We start from the raw sequence: 18552 nt of genomic DNA, 5'->3' as shown, positions 1-18552 counted from the left end.
AGTGCCGGGAGGTCCGTGACCGCCCGGGGTGGTGCAGGGTCAGTGCTCGTCCTCGACCGACTGGCTGAGGTAGACGGCCGTGAGGACGACGAAGATGTAGGCCTGCAGCGCCGCGACGAACACCTCGAACAGCGTGATCGCGAAGCCGCCGGCCAGGGTGAGCGCCCCGAAGGGCTTCAGGCCGCCGCTGGCCTCGAACAGCAGGAACTGCGTGGCCGAGAAGCACAGCACGAGCATCAGGTGACCGGCGACCATGTTGGCCATGAGCCGGATCGCCAGCGTGAGGGGCCGCAGGACGAACACCTGCAGGAACTCCACGGGCGTCAGCAGCACGTAGAGGAACGGCGGGACGCCCGGCGGGAACAGGCTGTTCTTGAGGAACCCGCCGACGCCGTGGGCCTTCACGCCGGCCCCGAGGTACATGACGTACACCCAGAGCGCGAGCATGACCGGCAGGCCGATGAGGGACGTCCCGGCGATGTTCAGCCCGGGGATCACGCCGGTGATGTTGAAGGCGAAGATCGCGAAGAAGATCGTCGTCAGGAGCGCGACGTACTTGCCGGCCTTCTCCTTGCCGATGATGTCCTCGGCGACGTTGACGCGCACGAAGTCGAGCAGGAACTCGGCCATGTTCTGGCCGCGGCGCGGGACGAGCCGCGCCCGCCGGGCCGCGATCACCATGAGGGTCAGCAGCACCGCGACGGCGACGAAGCGGACCAGCTGGATCCGGTTGATCTCGAAGACGGTGCCCTCGAACCAGATGGCCGGCGGGAAGAACTCGGCGATCGACGGCTTGTGGAACCCGGACTCGCCTTCGGCAGCGAGCGGCAGGATCGTCGCAAGGCTGGACAGAGCAGTCTCCTGTAGGTCGAAGGCGCCGGCGGTCGATCCCAGGTATGGGTCACTCCGCCGGGACCCGGCCGTCGTGGGTGGTTCGGGGGAAGCCTAGCCCATCGTCGGGCTGTCGCCGTCCGGCTCATCCCGATTCGGGACCTTCGGCCCAGAACCCGAGGGTGACACGTACGGCACCCTGCCCCGCTGCACCGCGCGGTAGTCCAGCAGGGCCGACCCGATGACGGCCACGGCGACGACGACGGCCAGCACGTAGCGGTCGTAGAAGTCCATGCCGCGCAGCACCGCGAGCACGACGACGACCACCGCGAGCTTGCCCAGCCAGGTGCCCATGATGACGGCCATCATCTTCCCGGGCGCCGTGTGGGAGGTCCGCAGCATGGACAGCGTCGTGGTGCCGGAGAACACCAGCGCGATGGCGGCGCCGACGAGCGCGCCCCACACGCCCGGCACCCCCGCGACGAGCCAGCCGACGCCGACGCCGAGCACGGCGACGCCCGCGACCAGCACCACCATGTCGCGCAGGGCGCGGCGGAAGACGGCCGCCACCTCCGGGCTGTCGCCCCGGGGGGTCGTCTCGGGCGTGGGGTCGGTCATCGGTCCGTCCTCGGGTCGGTGTCGGTCAGGGCGGTCAGGGAGGCGTGCAGCGCCACCGGAGGGCTGCCGCCCGGGTCGGCGGCGGGGTGCCAGGCGTGCCGGCGGGCGTCGGCGGCGTGGCGCGCGGGCGCGGTGCCGCCGTGCGGTCCGGTGCCCGGCTCCCCCGGGTGCGGGTGCACGGGCCCGGAGGACGGCCCCGCGGTGCCGGCCGGTCCGGGACCGCTGCGCCCCCGCAGCGGTCCGAGCGTGAGGGCCAGCGCGACGAGCACGCCCGCCGCGAGGCCGACGAGCACCGCGGTGGTCGAGAACCACACCAGCGCGACCGCGGCACCCGTGAACAGCGCGGTCCAGACGTAGAGGATGATCACCGCGCGCCGGTGCGAGTGGCCGATCGCCAGCATCCGGTGGTGCAGGTGCATGCGGTCCGGGTGGAACGGCGACTTGCCGGTGCCGACCCGCCGCACCACGGCCAGCCCCATGTCGAGCAGCGGCAGCAGCAGGACGGCCAGCGGCAGCAGGATCGGCAGGAACGCGGGGAACGACTGCCGCGTCATCGCCGGGTCGATCTGCCCCGTGACCCGGATGCCGGCCGCGGCGATCACCAGGCCGATGAGCATCGACCCGGAGTCGCCCATGAAGATGCGCGCCGGGTGGAAGTTGTGCGGCAGGAACCCGACGCAGGCGCCCACGAGCAGCGCGACGATCAGCGTCGCGAGGCTCGAGTAGTCGCCCGGGCTGGCCTCGCGCGTGAGCTGGTAGGAGTAGACGAAGAACCCCGCCCCGCCGATCGCGATGAGGCCCGCCGCCAGCCCGTCGAGGCCGTCGACGAAGTTCACGGCGTTCATCGCGACGACGACCGTCAGCACCGTCAGGCCGAGCCAGATCCGGTCCGAGCCGAGCACGACGCCGTCGATCGGCAGCTGGTAGAGCTGCACGCCCTGCGAGGCCATGACGAACGCGGCCAGCACCTGGCCGACCAGCTTCGTCATCCAGTCGAGGTCCCAGATGTCGTCCGCGACGCCGAGCGCGCACACGATGGTCGCCGCCGCCGCGATGCCGATGATCGGCCGGGGGTTCTCGAACACGGCGTCGAGGAACGGCAGCCGGCTCGCCATCGCCAGGCCGACGAGGATGCCCGCCCACATCGCGAGCCCCCCGAGCCGCGGCGTCGGGATGGAGTGCACGTCCCGCGTCCGCACCGCCGTGATGGCGCCCCACCGCAGCGCGCACCACCGCGCCACCGGCGTCAGCAGGTACGTGGCCGCCGCGGCGATGAGCAGGAGCAGGAGGTACGCCCTCACCGGCCGGGTCCACCCACCACGGGTGCGACCTCGCGCAGGCGCTCGAGGGAGAGGGCGCCCTCGCGGACGACGCGCAGCTCGTCGCCGGTGGCGTCGACGATGGTCGAGGCGACCTGACCGGGCGTGCGGCCGCCGTCGAGGTACGTCTGCACGCGGTCGCCGAGCTGGGCGACCGCCTCGCCGACCTCCAGGGCCGACGGCTGACCGGTGCGGTTCGCGCTCGACACCGCCATCGGGCCGGTGCGGCGCAGCAGGGCCAGCGCGACGGGGTGGTCGGGCACCCGCAGGGCGACCGTGCCGTGCGTGTCACCGAGGTCCCAGGCCAGCGACGGCTGCGCCACCAGGATGATCGTGAGCCCGCCCGGCCAGAACGCCTCCGCGAGGTCGCGGGCCGCCTGCGGGACGCCCATCGCCAGCCCGTCCAGCGTCCGCGCGTCGGGCATGAGCACCGGGGGCGGCATCTGCCGGCCGCGGCCCTTCGCGGCGAGCAGGGCCGCGACCGCCGGCGGCGTGAACGCGTCCGCGCCGATCCCGTACACGGTGTCCGTCGGCAGCACGACCAGCCCGCCGCGCTCGACCGTGTGGACGGCGGCGTCGAGCGCCGGCCCCCAGGTGGCGGGATCGGTGGCGTCCAGGGCGTGGGCAGTCACGGCTGCGAGTCTCCCACGCCGGCCTGGGCGCCCGGAGGCGGCTCGCCCGGCTCCCGCGGCACCGGGGCCGGGCCGCGCCGCCGGGCGACGAGCATCCGGGGGCGGCCGGTGAGGTCGGGCAGTGTCGCGACCGCCTCGAACGCGCCGGTCGCCTCGGCGTCCGCCCGGGAGGCGGCGTCCTGCACCTCGGCGTGCTCCATGACGAGCAGGCCGCCGGGGACGAGCAGCCGCGCGGCCGCCGCCAGCACGGCACGCGGGACGTCCAGGCCGTCCGCGCCGCCGCCGTACAGCGCCAGGTCGGGGTCGTGGTCCCGGACCTCCGGGTCCACCGGCACGGCGTCCGGCGGGATGTACGGCGGGTTGGACACCACGACGTCGACGGTGCCGTCGAGCTCCGCGAGCAGCGCCGGGTCCCGCACGTCGCCGAGCTCCACGCGCATCGTCCCGGAGCCCGACGCGCCGTGGTTGTGCCGCGTCAGGGCCACAGCCTCCGGCGACGCGTCGACCGCGACCACCCGCGCACCGGGCACCTCGGTGTCGACCGACAGCGCGATGCCCCCGGCGCCGCAGCACAGGTCGACCACCAGCGGCGACCGCCCCTCCGCCGTGAGCCGCGCGGCCTCGTCGACCGCGACCTGCGCGACGGTCTCGGTCTCCGGCCGCGGCACGAACACGCCCGGCTCCACGCGCAGGCTCAGGTAGCGGAACACCGTCGAGCCGACGATGTGCTGCAGCGGCTCGCGGCGCCGGCGGCGGTCCACCAGCCCGGCGTACTCCTCGGTGAACCCGTCGGGCGCGGGCGGCGCCATCACGAGGTCCAGCCGCGGCAGCCCCAGGGCGTACGCCGCCAGCGCCACCGCGTCGTGCCGCGGCGACCCGACGCCGGCGTCCGCGAGCACGCGCGTCGCGCCCTCGACGAGCGCGCGGACCGTCGGGGCCGGGGCCTCGGTCACGACTGCCCCGCGGCGGCCAGGCGCGCGGCCTCGTCGGCGTCGACGGCCGACTGCACGACCGGGCCGAGGTCGCCGTCGAGCACCGCGTCCAGGTTGTACGCCTTGTAGCCGGTGCGGTGGTCCGCGATCCGGTTCTCCGGGAAGTTGTACGTCCGGATCCGCTCCGAGCGGTCGACCGTGCGGACCTGGGAGCGCCGGGCCGCGCTCGCCGCCGCGGCGGCCTCCTCCTGGCGGGCCGCCAGCAGCCGCGCCCGCAGCACGCGCATCGCCTGCTCGCGGTTCTGCAGCTGCGACTTCTCGTTCTGCATCGACACGACGATGCCCGTGGGGACGTGCGTGATCCGCACCGCCGAGTCGGTGGTGTTCACCGACTGGCCACCCGGGCCAGACGACCGGTACACGTCGATGCGCAGGTCGTTCGGGTCGATCTCGACCTCGCCCTCGTCCTCCACCTCGGGGAAGACCAGGACGCCCGCCGCCGACGTGTGGATCCGGCCCTGGGACTCCGTCACCGGCACCCGCTGCACGCGGTGCACGCCGCCCTCGTACTTGAGGCTCGCCCACACGCCGTCCGCCGGGTCGGTGACGGCGCCGCGCGCCTTGATCGCGACCTGCACGTCCTTGTAGCCGCCGAGGTCCGACTCGGTGGACTCGAGCGTCTCGGTCCGCCAGCCGCGCCGCTCGGCGTACCGCAGGTACATCCGCAGCAGGTCGCCGGCGAACAGCGCCGACTCCTCGCCGCCCTCGCCCGCCTTGATCTCCAGGATCGCGTCGCGGGCGTCGTCCGGGTCCCGCGGGACCAGCACCCGGCGCAGCCGCTCGGCGGCCTCCGCCTCCGCCGCGGCCAGCGCGGGCAGCTCCGCCGCGAACGCGTCGTCCGACTCCGCCAGCTCGCGCGCGTCGGCGAGGTCCTCGGCCGCCGCGCGCCAGGCGGCGTGCGCCTGCGCGACCCGGCCCAGCTCCGCGTACCGGCGCCCCAGCCGGCGGGCGAGCGCCTGGTCGGCGTGCACCGCCGGGTCGGCGAGCTGCTGCTCGATGCTCGCGTGCTCGTCGAGCAGCGGACGCGCCGCCGCGAACGGGTCGGTCATGGGCGGGGAACCTCCGGGAGGTGCGGGCACGGGCCCGGCGCGGCCGGGACGGCGGCGGGCGCGCACCGTCCGGACATGCGACGACGCCGGTGACCGCGGTCCGTGACGGACCGCCGGTCACCGGCGTCGGGGGTGCTAGTTGGCCGGGCGCTTGCCGTAGCGCGCCTCGAACCGGGCCACGCGGCCACCGGTGTCGAGGATCTTCTGCTTGCCCGTGTAGAACGGGTGGCAGGCGCTGCAGACGTCGGCGCGGATCTCGCCGGAGGTCGCGGTCGAGCGCGTGGTGAACGTGTTGCCACAGGTGCAGGTCACCTGGGTCACCACGTACTCGGGGTGGATGTCAGTCTTCACAGGTGTTCTCCTCGGGTTGGGCCTCCGGGTCGTGCGCGCGAGCCGCGCACGTGAACCGCAGACCGACGGAACAGTCTGCCAGAACAGCGGGCCCGGACGAAATCTTCCCGGTCCCGCGGGGGTCCCTACGATGGCGGCCATGCGCATCGGCCTGGTGATCGACGACGGCCTCGACAAGCCGGACGGCGTCCAGCAGATCGTGCTCACGCTCGGCCGGCGGTTCGCCGACCTCGGCCACGAGGTGCACTACCTGACGTCCGGCACCGACCGCACGGACCTGGCGAACCTGCACGTGCTCGGCCGCACCGTGTCGGTGCGGTTCAACGGCAACCGGCTGCGCAGCCCCCTGCCGGCGTCGCGGGCGCGCATCCGGCGGCTGCTGGCGGAGGTGCCCTTCGACGTGCTGCACGTGACGATGCCGTACAGCCCGCTGCTCGCCGGGCGGGTGGTGTCGGCGGCGTCGCCCCGCACGGCCGTCGTCGGCTCGTTCGTCATCTACCCGCAGGACGCCGTGGCCCGGTGGGGCATCCGCGCGCTCGGGCTGGCCGAGCGACGCCGGCTGCGGCGGTTCGACGCCATCAGCGCGCTGTCCGAGGCGGCTCGGGAGTCGGTGCGCGAGGCGTACGGGCGGGACGTGCCGGTGATCGGCGGGCCCGTGGAGCTGGGGGCCGCTCCGGCGGGCGGCGACGGGCGGGCGGACGACGCGCCCGTGCACGTGGTCTTCCTCGGGCGGCTCGTGGAGCGCAAGGGGCCGCGCGAGCTCCTCGCGGCGATGGCGGCGCTGCCGGCGACCGTGCGGCCGTGGCGGCTGACGCTCGCCGGGCGCGGCCCGCTGCTCGAGGACCTGCGGGCCCGTGCGGCCGCAGCCGGGATCGCCGACCGGGTCGAGTTCCCCGGGTTCGTGGCGGAGGAGGACAAGGCCGCCCTGCTGGCCGGCGCGGACGTGGTCGCGCTGCCGTCGACCGGCGGGGAGAGCTTCGGCATCTCCGTGGTGGAGGCGCTCGCCGACGCGGGCGGTGTCGTGCTCGCCGGCGACAACCCGGGCTACCGCACGCCGATGGCCGGGCTCGAGGCGCAGCTCGTGGACCCCCGCGACACGGCGGCCTTCTCCCGGGCGCTCGCGCGGTGGATCGACGACCCGGGTGCTCGCCTCGCGGCCGTCGGCCCGCAGCGCGCGGCGGCGCAGCGGTTCGAGGCCGGGGAGATCACCCGGCAGACGCTGGCCTGGTACGCGCAGGCGATCGCGTCCCGCCGACCCTGACCCGACCGGGCCGTCGGTCGTCCACATCGCGGTAGGTGCGGGCTTCCGGGTCGGGAACCCCGCACCTACCGCGATGTCGAGGGACGGGCGTCAGACGATCGAGCGGGTCTGGGCCTCGTCGTGGCCGTGCGCGCCGACCCCGGGCGTCGTCTTCTGGACCTGGAGCAGGAACTCGACGTTGCTGCGGGTCTCCCGGAGCTTGCCGAGCAGCAGCTCGATGGCCTGCTGCTGGTCCAGCGCACCCATGACGCGGCGGAGCTTCCAGATGATCTTGAGCTCGTCCGGGGCGATGAGGATCTCCTCGCGGCGCGTGCCGGACGCGTTGACGTCGACCGCCGGGAAGATCCGCTTGTCCGCGAGCGACCGGGAGAGCCGGAGCTCCATGTTCCCGGTGCCCTTGAACTCCTCGAAGATGACCTCGTCCATCTTGGAGCCGGTCTCCACGAGCGCCGAGGCGAGGATCGTCAGCGAGCCACCGTGCTCGATGTTGCGCGCCGCGCCGAAGAACCGCTTCGGCGGGTAGAGCGCCGAGGCGTCGACGCCGCCGGACAGGATGCGCCCGGACGCCGGGGCCGCGAGGTTGTACGCGCGGGACAGGCGGGTCAGCGAGTCGAGCAGCACCACGACGTCCTGGCCGAGCTCGACCAGCCGCTTGGCGCGCTCGATCGCAAGCTCCGCGACCATCGTGTGGTCCGAGGCGGGCCGGTCGAAGGTCGAGGCGATGACCTCGCCCTTCACGGTCCGCTCCATGTCGGTGACCTCCTCGGGGCGCTCGTCGACGAGCACGACCATGAGGTGGACCTCGGGGTTGTTCGCGGTGATCGCGTTGGCGATCTGCTGCATGATGATCGTCTTGCCGGCCTTCGGGGGCGCGACGATGAGGCCGCGCTGGCCCTTGCCGATCGGGGCGACGATGTCGATGACCCGCGGCGTCAGGTGGTTCGACTCGTTCTCGAGGCGGAGCCGGTCCTGCGGGTACAGCGGCGTCAGCTTCGAGAACTCGGGCCGCTGCCGCGCCTGCTCGGGCGCCATGCCGTTGACCGTGTCGAGCCGCACGAGCGCGTTCGCCTTGTTCGGCCGCCCGGGCTGCTGCTGCGCCGGCGCCTCGCCCTCACGCGGCGCGCGGACGGCGCCGGTGATCGCGTCGCCGCGGCGCAGACCCGCCTTGCGGACCTGGCCGAGCGGCAGGTAGACGTCGTTCGGTCCGGGCAGGTACCCGCTGGTGCGCACGAACGCGTAGGACTCGAGCACGTCGAGGATGCCGGCGACCGGGACGAGGACGTCGTCCTCGCTCAGCTCGACCTCCTCGTAGGCGGCGTCGCCGGGGCCCCGCTGGCCGCGGCCGCGCTTGGTGCGGTCACGGTCGCGGTACCGGTCGCGCGAGCGGCGGCGGCGTCCGCCCCGCTCGTCGTCGTCGCCCTGGTCCTGCTGGCGGTCGGAGCGCGCGCGGTCCTGGTCGCCCTGCTGCTCCTGCTGCGGGCGCTGCCGCTGGCCGTCGCCGGTCGGGCCCTCGGGCAGGGTCACGTCGACCGCGGGCGCGCCGGCGCCCCGGCCCGCGCGGCGCGAGCGGCGCTCGCCCGTCACGGAGCCGACGGCGTCCGCGGCGCGCGCGGCACGGTCGTCGCGCACGTCGTGCTGCTGGGCGCCCTGGCGGCTGTCGAGCGAGCGCTCGACGGCCTCGAGGCCCGCCAGCACGTCCACGGCGCGGCCGGGGCGCTGCCCCGGGGCGTCCTCGCCCTCGGCGCGCTGCTCGCCCTGCGCGCGCACGGGGCGGCGGGAGCCGTCGCGGCGGCGGGTGTCGCCGTCCACGACCGGGGCCTCGGCGGGTGCGGTGCCCGCACGCCCGGTGGGCGCCGGCGGGGCGTCCGCGACCGGCGTGCTCGCGGTCGGCGCGTCGCCGGCCGGGTCGGCGGCCGCGGCGGGCCGTCCGGCGGCGCGGGACGCCGCACGGCGGGCGCGCGGCTCGGCGGCGGCGCCGTTCTCGGCACCCGCGCCCTTGCCGGTGCCCGCGCCGGAGCGCTTCGCCTGGATCGCGTCGACCAGGTCGGTCTTGCGCATCCGGGAGGTGCCCGTCACGCCGAGCTGCGCGGCGAGGGCCTGGAGCTCGGGCATGCGCATCGCGGAGATCGCGCCGCCACGGGCGGAACCGCCGGAGCTGGTGCTCACGGCCGGCTCGATGGTGTCTGTCACGAAGGACCCTTCCCCCTCGTCGGGGACCGCCACCCTCCGTCGGGGCGCGGTCTGCGTCCAGCCCTCGGGTCGGGGCCGTCGCGTCGGTGGGGCCTCACCGGTCGCGCGGAAGCGTCGACGTCGGTGGGCTGGTGCGTTCCCGGTCTCGGATCTCATGGGACCCGTGCCTTCGGGGCGCTGGCACGCGCGGCGCTGCACCCGAATGAGGCTGAGCGGATATCAGGACGAAGTCCGGGGAACGGCGCCAGCATACCACCGGGGAGGTGCCGTCAGGGCAGTCTCCGCCACGTCGCACCGTCGGTGTCGATCGCCAGCCGCACGATGCGCCAGCCGCCCATCGAGCCGCCGAACACGGCGGCCAGCGCCGCGTCCGCGTCGGTCGCCGCCGGCGTCCCGGGACCCGCCTCGGAGCGCGCCAGCACCAGCACCGTCGGGCCGGCGCCGGACACGACGGCGGCCACGTCCCGGGCCCGCAGCGCGTCGACGAGCGCCATGCTCTCCCGCATCACCGGGCGCCGGTAGCCCTGGTGCAGGCGGTCCTCGGTGGCGGGCAGCAGCAGGTCCGGCCGGCGCCCGAGCGCCTCGACCAGCAGCGCGGACCGCCCGGCCTGGAACGCCGCGTCGCCGTGCGGGACCGTCGCCGGCAGCACGCCGCGCGCGTGGGAGGTCGCCAGGCGCGTGCCGGGGACGACGACGACGGGGGCGATCGAGGGGTCGACCGGGAGCCGCGCCGCGTGCACCGCTCCCCCGGCGGCGGCGTCGTCGCACCACGCGACGGTCGCCCCGCCCAGCAGCGCGGGCGCGGCGTTGTCCGGGTGGCCCTCGAGCTCCGTCGCGAGCGCGAGGACGACGTCGTCGTCGAGCGACTCCGGCTCGGCGACCAGGGCCCGAGCGGCGAGCAGGCCCGCGACGACCGCGCCGGCGGACGAGCCGAGGCCCCGGCCGTGCGGGATCCGGTTGCGGCACGTCAGGTGCAGTCCGGTCTGCGGCGCCCCGACGTGGTCGAGCGCGTGACGCAGCGCCCGCACCACGAGGTGGTCCTCGCCCGACGGGACCTCCTGCTCGCCCTCCCCCACGACGTCCACGACCACCTCGGCGGAGCCCAGCGCCCGCACCTCGACGTCGTCGTGCAGGGCGAGCGCCAGGCCCAGCGCGTCGAACCCCGGCCCGAGGTTCGCGCTCGTCGCCGGCACGCGCACGCGCGCCCGGTCCGCACCCAGTCGCACGGTCGTCAGCCCAGGCCGAGCGCCGCGGCGATCTCGACCACGTCGGGTCGCACGCGGGTGGTCTCGACCTCGCCGCCGTCCGCGGTGCGCAGCGCCCACTGCGGGTCCTTCAGCCCGTGGCCGGTGACCGTCACGACGATGCGCGACCCCGCCGGCACGCGGCCCTCTCCCGCCAGGCGCAGGATGCCGGCGACACCGGCCGCGGACGCCGGCTCGACGAACACGCCGACCTGGGAGGACAGGACGCGGTGGGCGGCGAGGATCTCGTCGTCCGTGACCGCCTCGATGAGGCCGCCCGACAGGTCGCGCGCCGCCTCCGCCTGCACCCAGGAGGCCGGGTTGCCGATGCGGATCGCCGTGGCGATCGTCTCGGGCTCCGTCACCGGGTAGCCGCGCACGATCGGCGCGGCGCCGGCGGCCTGGAAGCCCCACATCGCCGGCGTGTGGGTGGCGACCGCGGGCAGGTCCGCGCCGGCGTCGAGCCCCGCGTACTCGCGGAAGCCCTTCCAGTAGGCGGTGATGTTGCCGGCGTTGCCGACCGGCAGCGCGTGGATGTCCGGGGCGTCGCCGAGGGCGTCGACGATCTCGAACGCGCCGGTCTTCTGCCCCTCGATGCGGTCGGGGTTCACGGAGTTCACGAGCTCGACCGGGTACGCCTCCGCGAGCTTGCGGGCCGCGACGAGGCAGTCGTCGAAGTTGCCGTCGACCTGCAGCAGCTTCGCGCCGTGCGCGACGGCCTGGCTGAGCTTGCCCATCGCGATCTTGCCGTCCGGCACGAGCACCGCGCAGACCATGCCCGCGGCGGTGGCGTACGCCGCGGCCGACGCCGACGTGTTGCCCGTCGACGCGCACACGACGGCGCGCGCGCCGCGCCCGGCGGCCGCGGAGATCGCCGTCGTCATGCCGCGGTCCTTGAAGGAGCCCGTGGGGTTCATGCCCTCGACCTTGACGAACACCTCCGCCCCCGTGAGCGCGGACAGCGCCGGCGCGGCGACGAGCGGCGTGCCGCCCTCGCCGAGCGTGACGACGTGCTCCTGGACGTGCGCGGGCAGGCGGTCCGCGTACTCGCGGATGACGCCGCGCCACTGCTGTGCCATCAGGCTCCCTCGACTCGCAGGACGGAGACGACCTCGCGGACGGAGTCCAGGCCGCCGATCGCGGCGACGGTCGCGGCCAGCGCGGCCTCCGGCGCCTCGTGCGTGGTGATGACCAGGCGGGCGACGCCCGGCGTGGCGTCGGCGTCCGCGGGCGACTGCCGGACCGCCTCGATCGAGACGCCGTGCTCCGCCAGCACCGCGGAGACCTGGGCCAGCACGCCGGGGCGGTCGTCGACCTCGAGCCGCACCTGGTAGCGGGTGCGGGCGGACTGCGCCGGCAGCACCGGCAGGTCCGCGTACCAGGACTCCGCCGGGCCGCGGCCGCCGTGCACCCGGTGCCGGGCCGCCGAGACGACGTCGCCGAGCACGGCGCTCGCCGTCGGGGCGCCGCCGGCGCCGCGGCCGTAGAACATGAGCTCGCCCGCGGCCTCGGCCTCGACGAACACCGCGTTGAACGCCCCCCGGACGCCGGCGAGGGGGTGGGACAGCGGCACGAGCGCGGGGTGCACGCGCGCCTGCACGCCCTCGCGGCCGTCCTCGCCGGTGCGGCGCTCGGCGATCGCGAGCAGCTTGATGACGTGGCCCGTGCGACCGGCCCAGGCCACGTCGTCGGCGGTGACGCCCGTGATGCCCTGCCGGTCGACGTCGTCGAGCGAGACCCGCGTGTGGAACGCCAGCGACGCGAGGATGGCGGCCTTCGCGGCGGCGTCGTAGCCCTCGACGTCGGCGGTCGGGTCGGCCTCCGCGTACCCCAGGGCCTGCGCCTCCGCCACGGCCGCGTCGAGGTCCAGGCCGTCCGCGGCCATCCGGTCGAGCACGTAGTTGGTGGTGCCGTTGACGATGCCGAGCACCCGCTGGACGCGGTCCCCGGTCAGCGACTCGCGCACCGGCCGGACCAGGGGGATCGCGCCGGCGACGGCGGCCTCGAAGTACAGGTCCACGCCCGCGGCGTCCGCCGCCGCGTACAGCGTCGGGCCGTCCTGGGCGAGCAGCGCCTTGTTCGCGGTGACGACCGCGGCGCCGTGCTCGACGGCGCGCAGCAGCAGGGAGCGCGCGGGCTCGATGCCCCCCACCACCTCGACCACGACGTCGGCCTTCGCGACGAGCCCCTCGGCGTCGGAGGTGAGCAGCGCGCGGTCGACGACCGGGTCGCGCTCGGCGTCGACGTCCCGCACCGCGATGCCGACGAGCTCCAGCGGCGCCCCGACCCGCGCGGCCAGGTCGGCGCCCTGCGTCGTGAGCAGCCGCACGACCTCCGTGCCGACGACGCCGCAGCCGAGCAGCGCGACCCGCACGGCGGGACGGTCGCCGGCGGCGGGCGTGGCGGGTCCGACGGTCTCGTCGCGTGCTGTCACCGCGTGCGCCTCTCGATCACGCCCGGGTGCCCCGGGCCTGGTGGGGTGCGTCCCGGGGCGTCGCCGCCGGGACGAGCCCCAGGATAGGGGCCGTGCCGTGGGTGCCGGGGGCGCATCCACACCCTGGGCGGGGCGCGGGCGCCGGGCGGGGCGCCGGCCGCAGGGCGGGGCGCCGGCCGCTCAGCCCAGGTCGAGCGCCAGCAGGTCGTCCTCGGTCTCGCGCCGGACCAGCACCCGGGTGGCGCCGTCGCGCACCGCCACGACGGGCGGGCGCGGGACGTGGTTGTAGTTGGAGGCCATCGAGCGGCCGTACGCGCCGGTGGCGGCGACGGCCAGCAGGTCCCCGGGCGCGACGTCGGCCGGCAGCTGCACCTCGTGCACGACGATGTCGCCGCTCTCGCAGTGCTTGCCCACCACCCGAGCCAGGACGGTCCGCGCCGCGCCCGTCCGGGAGACGACCGCCGCGTGGTACGGCGCGCCGTACAGGGCGGGCCGGATGTTGTCGCTCATGCCGCCGTCGACGGAGACGTACAGCCGGACCCGTCCGTCCTCGAGCGTGACGGGCTTGACCGTCCCGACCGTGTAGAGCGTCAGCGTGGTCGGGCCGACGATCGCGCGGCCGGGCTCGAACGACAGCCGCGGCACCGGGGTGCCGAGCTCGGCGCAGGTGGCGTCGACCGTCGTGGCGAGGTCCTTCGCGATGCGCTCGGGGTCCAGGGGCACCTCCCCCGGCAGGTACGCGATGCCGAAGCCGCCGCCGAGGTCGACCTCCGGCACGAGGTACCCGGTGCGGGCGGCGAGCTCGGCGCGCAGCCGCAGCACCGCGCCCGCGGCGACCGCGAAGCCCCCGGGGTCGAGGATCTGCGAGCCGATGTGGGAGTGGATGCCGAGCAGCCGGAGCTCCGGCGCCGCGACGACCCGCTCGAGGGCGGTCATCGCGGGGCTGGTGCCGTCGGCGGCGGTCGCGACGGACAGGCCGAACTTCTGGTCCTCGTGCGCGGTCGAGATGTACTCGTGGCCGCCCGCGTGGACGCCGGTGGTGACGCGCACCATGACCGGGGCGGGCGCGGGCTCGGCACCGTCCGCGGTGCGCGCCCGCACGGCCGCGACGAGGCGGTCCAGCTCCCCGAGGGAGTCGACGATGATCCGGCCGACCCCGGCGTCGAGCGCCCGGGCGATCTCCGCGTCCGACTTGTTGTTGCCGTGCAGGCCGATCTCCGCGCCCGGGACGCCGGCGCGCAGCGCGACCGCGAGCTCGCCACCCGTGGACGTGTCGACGCGCAGACCCTCCTCGTGCGCCCAGCGGGCCACGGCCACCGACAGGAACGCCTTGCCCGCGTAGTACACGTCGACGCCCGCGCCGAGGTGCCCGAACGCCTTCTCGAACGCGGTGCGCACCCCCCGCGCGCGGGACCGGAACGCGGCCTCGTCCAGGACGTAGGCCGGCGTGCCCTGCTCGGCGGCGAGGTCCCGCAGGTCGACGCCCGCGACGCGCACGGCGCCGTCGGCGCCCCGCACGGCGTGCGCCGGCCACGGCAGCCCCAGCGCGCCGGACCCGGGGGCGCCGTCGGTCCCGGCACCCGCCACCGCGTCGCGCGCCGCGGCGTCGGCCGCGGCCGCCTCCGAGCCGGGGTGGGCGGTCACATCCGCTCCGGCGCGCTCACCCCGAGCAGCCCCAGGCCGTTCGCGAGCACCTGCCGGGTCGCGTCGTTCAGCCAGAGCCGGGTGCGGTGCACGTCGGAGACCGGCTCGTCGCCGAACGGCAGGACGCGGCGCTGCTCGTACCACTTCTGGTACGCCCCGGCGACCTCCTCCAGGTAGCGGGCGACACGGTGCGGCTCGCGCAGCTCGGCGGCCTGCGCGACGACGCGCGGCATCTCGGCGATCCGGCCGAGCAGCAGGGACTCGGTCTCGTGGTCGAGCAGCGAGGCGTCGAAGCCGTCCTCCCGGCGCACGCCGGCGTCCGCGGCGTTGCGGGCGACCGAGCAGGTGCGGGCGTGCGCGTACTGCACGTAGTAGACGGGGTTCTCGTTGGTCGCCCGGCTCAGCAGGTCCAGGTCGAGGTCGATCGAGGAGTCCGCCGACGACCGCGCCAGCGAGTAGCGCGCCGCGTCGACGCCCACGGCCTCGACCAGGTCCTCGATGGTGACGACCGTGCCCGCGCGCTTGCTCATCCGGACCGGGGTGCCGTCCTTGACGAGGTTCACCAGCTGCCCGATGAGGATCTCGAGGTTGACGTGCGGGGTGTCGCCGAACGCGGCGCACATCGCCATCATCCGGCCGATGTACCCGTGGTGGTCGGCGCCGAGCATGATGATGACGCGGTCGAAGCCGCGCTCACGCTTGTCCAGGTAGTACGCGAGGTCGCCGGCGATGTAGGCGGCGTCCCCGTCGGACTTGATGATGACGCGGTCCTTGTCGTCGCCGAAGTCGGTGGTGCGCAGCCACGTGGCACCGTCGGCCTCGTAGACGTGCCCGAGCTCGCGCAGGCGCGCCACGGCCCGGTCGACCGCGCCGTTCTCGTGCAGCGTGTCCTCGTGGAAGTAGACGTCGAAGTCGACGCCGAAGTCGTGCAGCGACTTCTTGATCTCCGCGAACATCAGGTCCACGCCCCGGGACCGGAACGCCTCCTGCGCCTCCGCGTCGGGCAGCGTGCGGGGGTCGGGCTCGCCGGCCTCGGCGGCCTGCGCGATGACCGCGTCGGCGATGTCGGCGATGTACTGGCCGCCGTAGCCGTCCTCCGGCGCCTCCTCGCCGCGGGCGCGGGCGAGCAGCGAGCGCGCGAACCGGTCGATCTGCGCGCCGTGGTCGTTGAAGTAGTACTCGCGGCCGACGCGGGCGCCGGACGCCTCCAGGACGCGGGCCAGGCTGTCGCCGACGGCGGCCCACCGCACGCCGCCGATGTGGATCGGGCCGGTCGGGTTGGCGGAGACGAACTCCAGGTTGATGCTCTGCCCGGTCAGCGTCTCGTTGCGGCCGTACCCCGTGCCGGCCTCGACGACCGAGCGCGCGAGCTCGCCCGCGGCGGCGGTGTCGAGCGTGATGTTGAGGAAGCCGGGACCGGCGACGTCGACCTTCGCGACCCCCGGGGCGTCCGCGAGCCGGCGGGCGAGCTCCTCGGCGAAGGCCCGCGGGTTGGTGCCGGCCTTCTTCGCGAGCTGCAGCGCGACGTTGGTCGCCCAGTCGCCGTGCTCGCGCTGCCGGGGTCGCTCCACGTGCACGGTCGCGGGCAGGTCGGCGGCGTCGAGGGCGAAGGTCCCGTCGGCGACGGCGCCCGCGAGGGCGGCGCGCAGGGACTCGGAGAGCTCAGCGGGGGTCACCGGACAAGCGTAGCGACGCCCCGGCGCTGCCCCGTCCGTCGTCCACAGCCCGCGCGGCCGGTGCCGCTGGGGAGGACCCGGCGGTCAGCCCCGAGCCCGCGGCCCCCACGAGTCCTCGAGCATCCCGGGCCGGCAGGCGACGGTCGCCGCCGCCACCAGGACCACGAGAGTCCCCATGAGGAACAGCAGCGACGCCGTCCAGGTGCCCGTCGCGTCGTAGAGCACGCCCATCAGCAGCGGGCCGGTGCCGGCGATCGCGTAGCCGACGCCCTGCGTGAAGCCGGACAGCGACGCCGCCCCGGCGGACGTCCGCGTCCGCAGGTTGATGAGCGCGAGCAGGACGGGGAACGCCCCGGGACCGAAGCCGCCCAGCAGGATCCAGAGCCACACCGGGCCGCCGGGTGCGAGCAGCAGGCCGAGGTAGGACGCCATGAAGCACGCGACGAAGAACACGACGAGGCCGATGGGGTTCCGCATCCGCGACGCGGCGATCGGCGCGACGAGCGCGGGCGGCAGCCCGAGGATCGCGAACACCGACAGCCACACCCCCGCCGCGTGCGGCGACGTGCCGCCGTCCACGAGGATCTGCGGCAGCCAGGCGAACATCGCGTAGGAGTCCAGCGAGTTCATGGCGAACGTCAGCGCCATCCCCCACGCGAGGGGGCTGCGCCAGACCCGCCCGCCGGAGCGGTGCCGGGACGTCAGCGCGGGCGTCGTCGCCGGTGCGCGCCGCAGGAGCCCGCCGAGCTCGGCCCGCGCGGCGGCGGACCGCACGATCACCACCAGCCACGGCAGCGCGGCGACGACCCCGACCGCCGACCACACCGACAGCGACGCCCGCCACCCGAGCCGCTCCGCCACGGGGACCGCGAGCAGCGCCGGCAGGGCCGTGCTGAACGTCATCGTCACCGAGTACACGGACGTCACCACGCCGATGCGGTCCGGGAAGTAGCGCTTCACCACCGGCGGCAGCAGGACGTTGCCCATGCCCATACCGGCGAGCGCGATCACCGACCACGCCAGGAACCCCGTCGACGTCGACGTGCCCGAGCGCACCACCTCGCCCGTCGCCGACAGCAGCATGGCGAGGACCAGCAGCGGCTCCAGGCCGATGCGGCGGGCGAGCAGCGGCGTCACCGAGCCGAACGCCGCGAACGACACCACCGGGATGGTGCCGAGCAGCCCGGCCTCCGTGGCGGACAGCGCCACGTCCGCGCGCACCAGGTCGAGGATGGGCGACACGGACGCGACCGCGATGCGCAGGTTGAGCGCGACGAGGACGACGCCCAGCAGGACGACGCGGCGACCCCGCCACGGCGCGGCAGGACCCACAGGAGCGGAGGCAGACGGCATGCGACCTCAGGAGCGGGAGCGGAGGGCGCGCGGCGGTGGGCGCTGGCGGACGGGTGCCGGCTTCGTGTTGAATCGCGGCACAACTGACCAGGGAGACTACCCCGCATGACGCGACGCACCGGCCTCATCGACGCGACGGTGGCCCAGCTCCGGGCACGGATCACCTCCGGCGAGTGGCGCGTCGGCACCCGCATCCCCCCGGAGCCCGCGCTGGTCGAGATGCTCGGCGTCGGCCGCAACACCGTGCGTGAGGCCGTCCAGTCGCTCGTGCACGCCGGCCTGGTCGAGCGCCGTCAGGGCTCCGGCACCTACGTGCTGTCGGCGTCCGAGCTCGCGGTCAGCATGGGCCGGCAGATCGCCGACGCCCGCCAGCGCGACGTCATCGAGGTGCGCCGCAGCCTCGAGGTCGAGGCCGCCCGCCTCGCCGCACGCCGCCGCACCACCGCCGACGTCGCCACCATCACCGCGCTGCGCGACGCCCGCGCCGAGGCGTGGCGGTCCGGCCAGCTCGACCGCATGGTCTCCGCCGACCTCGCGCTGCACCGGGCCATCGCCCGCGCTGCCCGCAACCCCGTGCTGCTGTCGCTGTACGAGAACCTCATCGACGCGATCACCGACAACATCCGGTTCAACTTCGCGCAGGTGCTCCAGGACGGCGACCACCACGACGGCCTCGTCGAGGCCATCGCCGCCGGCGACGACAGCCGCGCCGTCGACGAGACCGCGACGTACCTGTCGGGACTCCTCGGCGAGGACTGACACCGCCCGCGGCCTGGTAGTCTCGTGCACCGCGCCGGTCCGACGGCCGCGCGCACGCCCTCGTAGCTCAGTGGATAGAGCGTCTGCCTCCGGAGCAGAAGGTCGTAGGTTCGAATCCTATCGAGGGCACGCAGAACGAGGCCCGGCATCTTCCCGATGCCGGGCCTTCGTTGCGTCCGCGGCGACGCACGTCAGACGG

General features: G+C 75.3%; 16 protein-coding genes and 1 tRNA gene. 3 read left to right on the top strand and 14 right to left on the bottom strand.

Annotation, left to right across the window (positions count from 1 at the left end):
• Nucleotides 1–39: 39 nt before the first annotated feature.
• The 7 genes from atpB to rpmE all read right to left on the bottom strand — a co-directional run bounded on the left by atpB (nucleotide 40) and on the right by rpmE (nucleotide 5792).
• Nucleotides 40–831, bottom strand: a complete 792-nt coding sequence (atpB, locus tag AAHH18_RS13860; protein WP_283321864.1) for a F0F1 ATP synthase subunit A — start codon at nucleotides 829–831, stop codon at nucleotides 40–42.
• Nucleotides 832–945: 114 nt separating this feature from the next.
• Entirely contained in the window at nucleotides 946–1449 is a 504-nt protein-coding gene (locus AAHH18_RS13855) for a hypothetical protein (protein WP_283321018.1), read from the bottom strand.
• Nucleotides 1446–2750 (bottom strand): MraY family glycosyltransferase, encoded by a 1305-nt coding sequence (locus tag AAHH18_RS13850; RefSeq protein ID WP_343302015.1) that lies wholly within the window; start codon nucleotides 2748–2750, stop codon nucleotides 1446–1448. Before AAHH18_RS13850 ends, AAHH18_RS13855 begins: the two co-directional genes overlap by 4 nt.
• Nucleotides 2747–3400, bottom strand: a complete 654-nt coding sequence (locus AAHH18_RS13845) for an L-threonylcarbamoyladenylate synthase (protein ID WP_283321019.1) — start codon at nucleotides 3398–3400, stop codon at nucleotides 2747–2749. Before AAHH18_RS13845 ends, AAHH18_RS13850 begins: the two co-directional genes overlap by 4 nt.
• Nucleotides 3397–4353 carry a peptide chain release factor N(5)-glutamine methyltransferase gene (prmC, locus tag AAHH18_RS13840; RefSeq protein ID WP_343302014.1) on the bottom strand — a complete coding sequence of 319 codons (957 nt, stop codon included), beginning with the start codon at nucleotides 4351–4353 and terminating at the stop codon, nucleotides 3397–3399. Before prmC ends, AAHH18_RS13845 begins: the two co-directional genes overlap by 4 nt.
• Complete coding sequence (gene prfA, locus AAHH18_RS13835; protein WP_283321021.1) at nucleotides 4350–5441, bottom strand: peptide chain release factor 1; 1092 nt, start codon at nucleotides 5439–5441, stop codon at nucleotides 4350–4352. The genes prmC and prfA overlap by 4 nt, the downstream gene beginning before the upstream one ends.
• A 135-nt stretch (nucleotides 5442–5576) precedes the next feature.
• Complete coding sequence (rpmE, locus tag AAHH18_RS13830) at nucleotides 5577–5792, bottom strand: 50S ribosomal protein L31 (RefSeq protein WP_222171692.1); 216 nt, start codon at nucleotides 5790–5792, stop codon at nucleotides 5577–5579.
• A gap of 139 nt (nucleotides 5793–5931) precedes the next feature.
• Between rpmE and AAHH18_RS13825 the strand changes: the two genes are divergently transcribed.
• Nucleotides 5932–7053: a glycosyltransferase family 4 protein gene (locus AAHH18_RS13825; protein WP_343302013.1), complete on the top strand. Its 1122-nt coding sequence runs from the start codon at nucleotides 5932–5934 to the stop codon at nucleotides 7051–7053.
• A 90-nt stretch (nucleotides 7054–7143) separates the two neighbouring features.
• Here the strand turns inward: AAHH18_RS13825 and rho are convergent, their stop codons facing one another.
• The 7 genes from rho to AAHH18_RS13790 all read right to left on the bottom strand — a co-directional run bounded on the left by rho (nucleotide 7144) and on the right by AAHH18_RS13790 (nucleotide 17594).
• Nucleotides 7144–9171, bottom strand: coding sequence for a transcription termination factor Rho (gene rho / locus AAHH18_RS13820; RefSeq protein WP_459349138.1), 2028 nt, complete (start codon nucleotides 9169–9171; stop codon nucleotides 7144–7146).
• A 341-nt stretch (nucleotides 9172–9512) separates the two neighbouring features.
• Complete coding sequence (thrB, locus tag AAHH18_RS13815; RefSeq protein WP_283321024.1) at nucleotides 9513–10469, bottom strand: homoserine kinase; 957 nt, start codon at nucleotides 10467–10469, stop codon at nucleotides 9513–9515.
• 5 nt (nucleotides 10470–10474) lie between these two features.
• The gene (gene thrC, locus AAHH18_RS13810; protein ID WP_283321025.1) at nucleotides 10475–11566 is read right to left on the bottom strand and encodes a threonine synthase; all 1092 of its coding nucleotides are present in this window, start codon (nucleotides 11564–11566) and stop codon (nucleotides 10475–10477) included.
• Nucleotides 11566–12921, bottom strand: coding sequence for a homoserine dehydrogenase (locus AAHH18_RS13805; RefSeq protein ID WP_343302011.1), 1356 nt, complete (start codon nucleotides 12919–12921; stop codon nucleotides 11566–11568). The genes thrC and AAHH18_RS13805 overlap by 1 nt, the downstream gene beginning before the upstream one ends.
• A gap of 180 nt (nucleotides 12922–13101) precedes the next feature.
• Nucleotides 13102–14508 carry a diaminopimelate decarboxylase gene (gene lysA, locus AAHH18_RS13800; protein WP_459349137.1) on the bottom strand — a complete coding sequence of 469 codons (1407 nt, stop codon included), beginning with the start codon at nucleotides 14506–14508 and terminating at the stop codon, nucleotides 13102–13104.
• Between the two features lie 53 nt (nucleotides 14509–14561).
• Complete coding sequence (gene argS, locus AAHH18_RS13795; RefSeq protein ID WP_343302010.1) at nucleotides 14562–16241, bottom strand: arginine--tRNA ligase; 1680 nt, start codon at nucleotides 16239–16241, stop codon at nucleotides 14562–14564.
• An 84-nt stretch (nucleotides 16242–16325) separates the two neighbouring features.
• Nucleotides 16326–17594 (bottom strand): MFS transporter, encoded by a 1269-nt coding sequence (locus tag AAHH18_RS13790; RefSeq protein WP_343302009.1) that lies wholly within the window; start codon nucleotides 17592–17594, stop codon nucleotides 16326–16328.
• Between the two features lie 105 nt (nucleotides 17595–17699).
• On the opposite strand from AAHH18_RS13790, the gene AAHH18_RS13785 reads away from it, so the two are divergent.
• Nucleotides 17700–18353 carry a FadR/GntR family transcriptional regulator gene (locus AAHH18_RS13785; RefSeq protein ID WP_283321029.1) on the top strand — a complete coding sequence of 218 codons (654 nt, stop codon included), beginning with the start codon at nucleotides 17700–17702 and terminating at the stop codon, nucleotides 18351–18353.
• 56 nt (nucleotides 18354–18409) lie between these two features.
• Nucleotides 18410–18482: transfer RNA gene (locus AAHH18_RS13780), tRNA-Arg, on the top strand.
• Nucleotides 18483–18552: the final 70 nt, after the last annotated feature.

This window comes from Cellulomonas olei (assembly GCF_039548315.1).
Taxonomy (GTDB): Bacteria; Actinomycetota; Actinomycetes; order Actinomycetales; family Cellulomonadaceae; genus Cellulomonas.
This window is presented reverse-complemented; position numbering and strand designations above follow the sequence as displayed.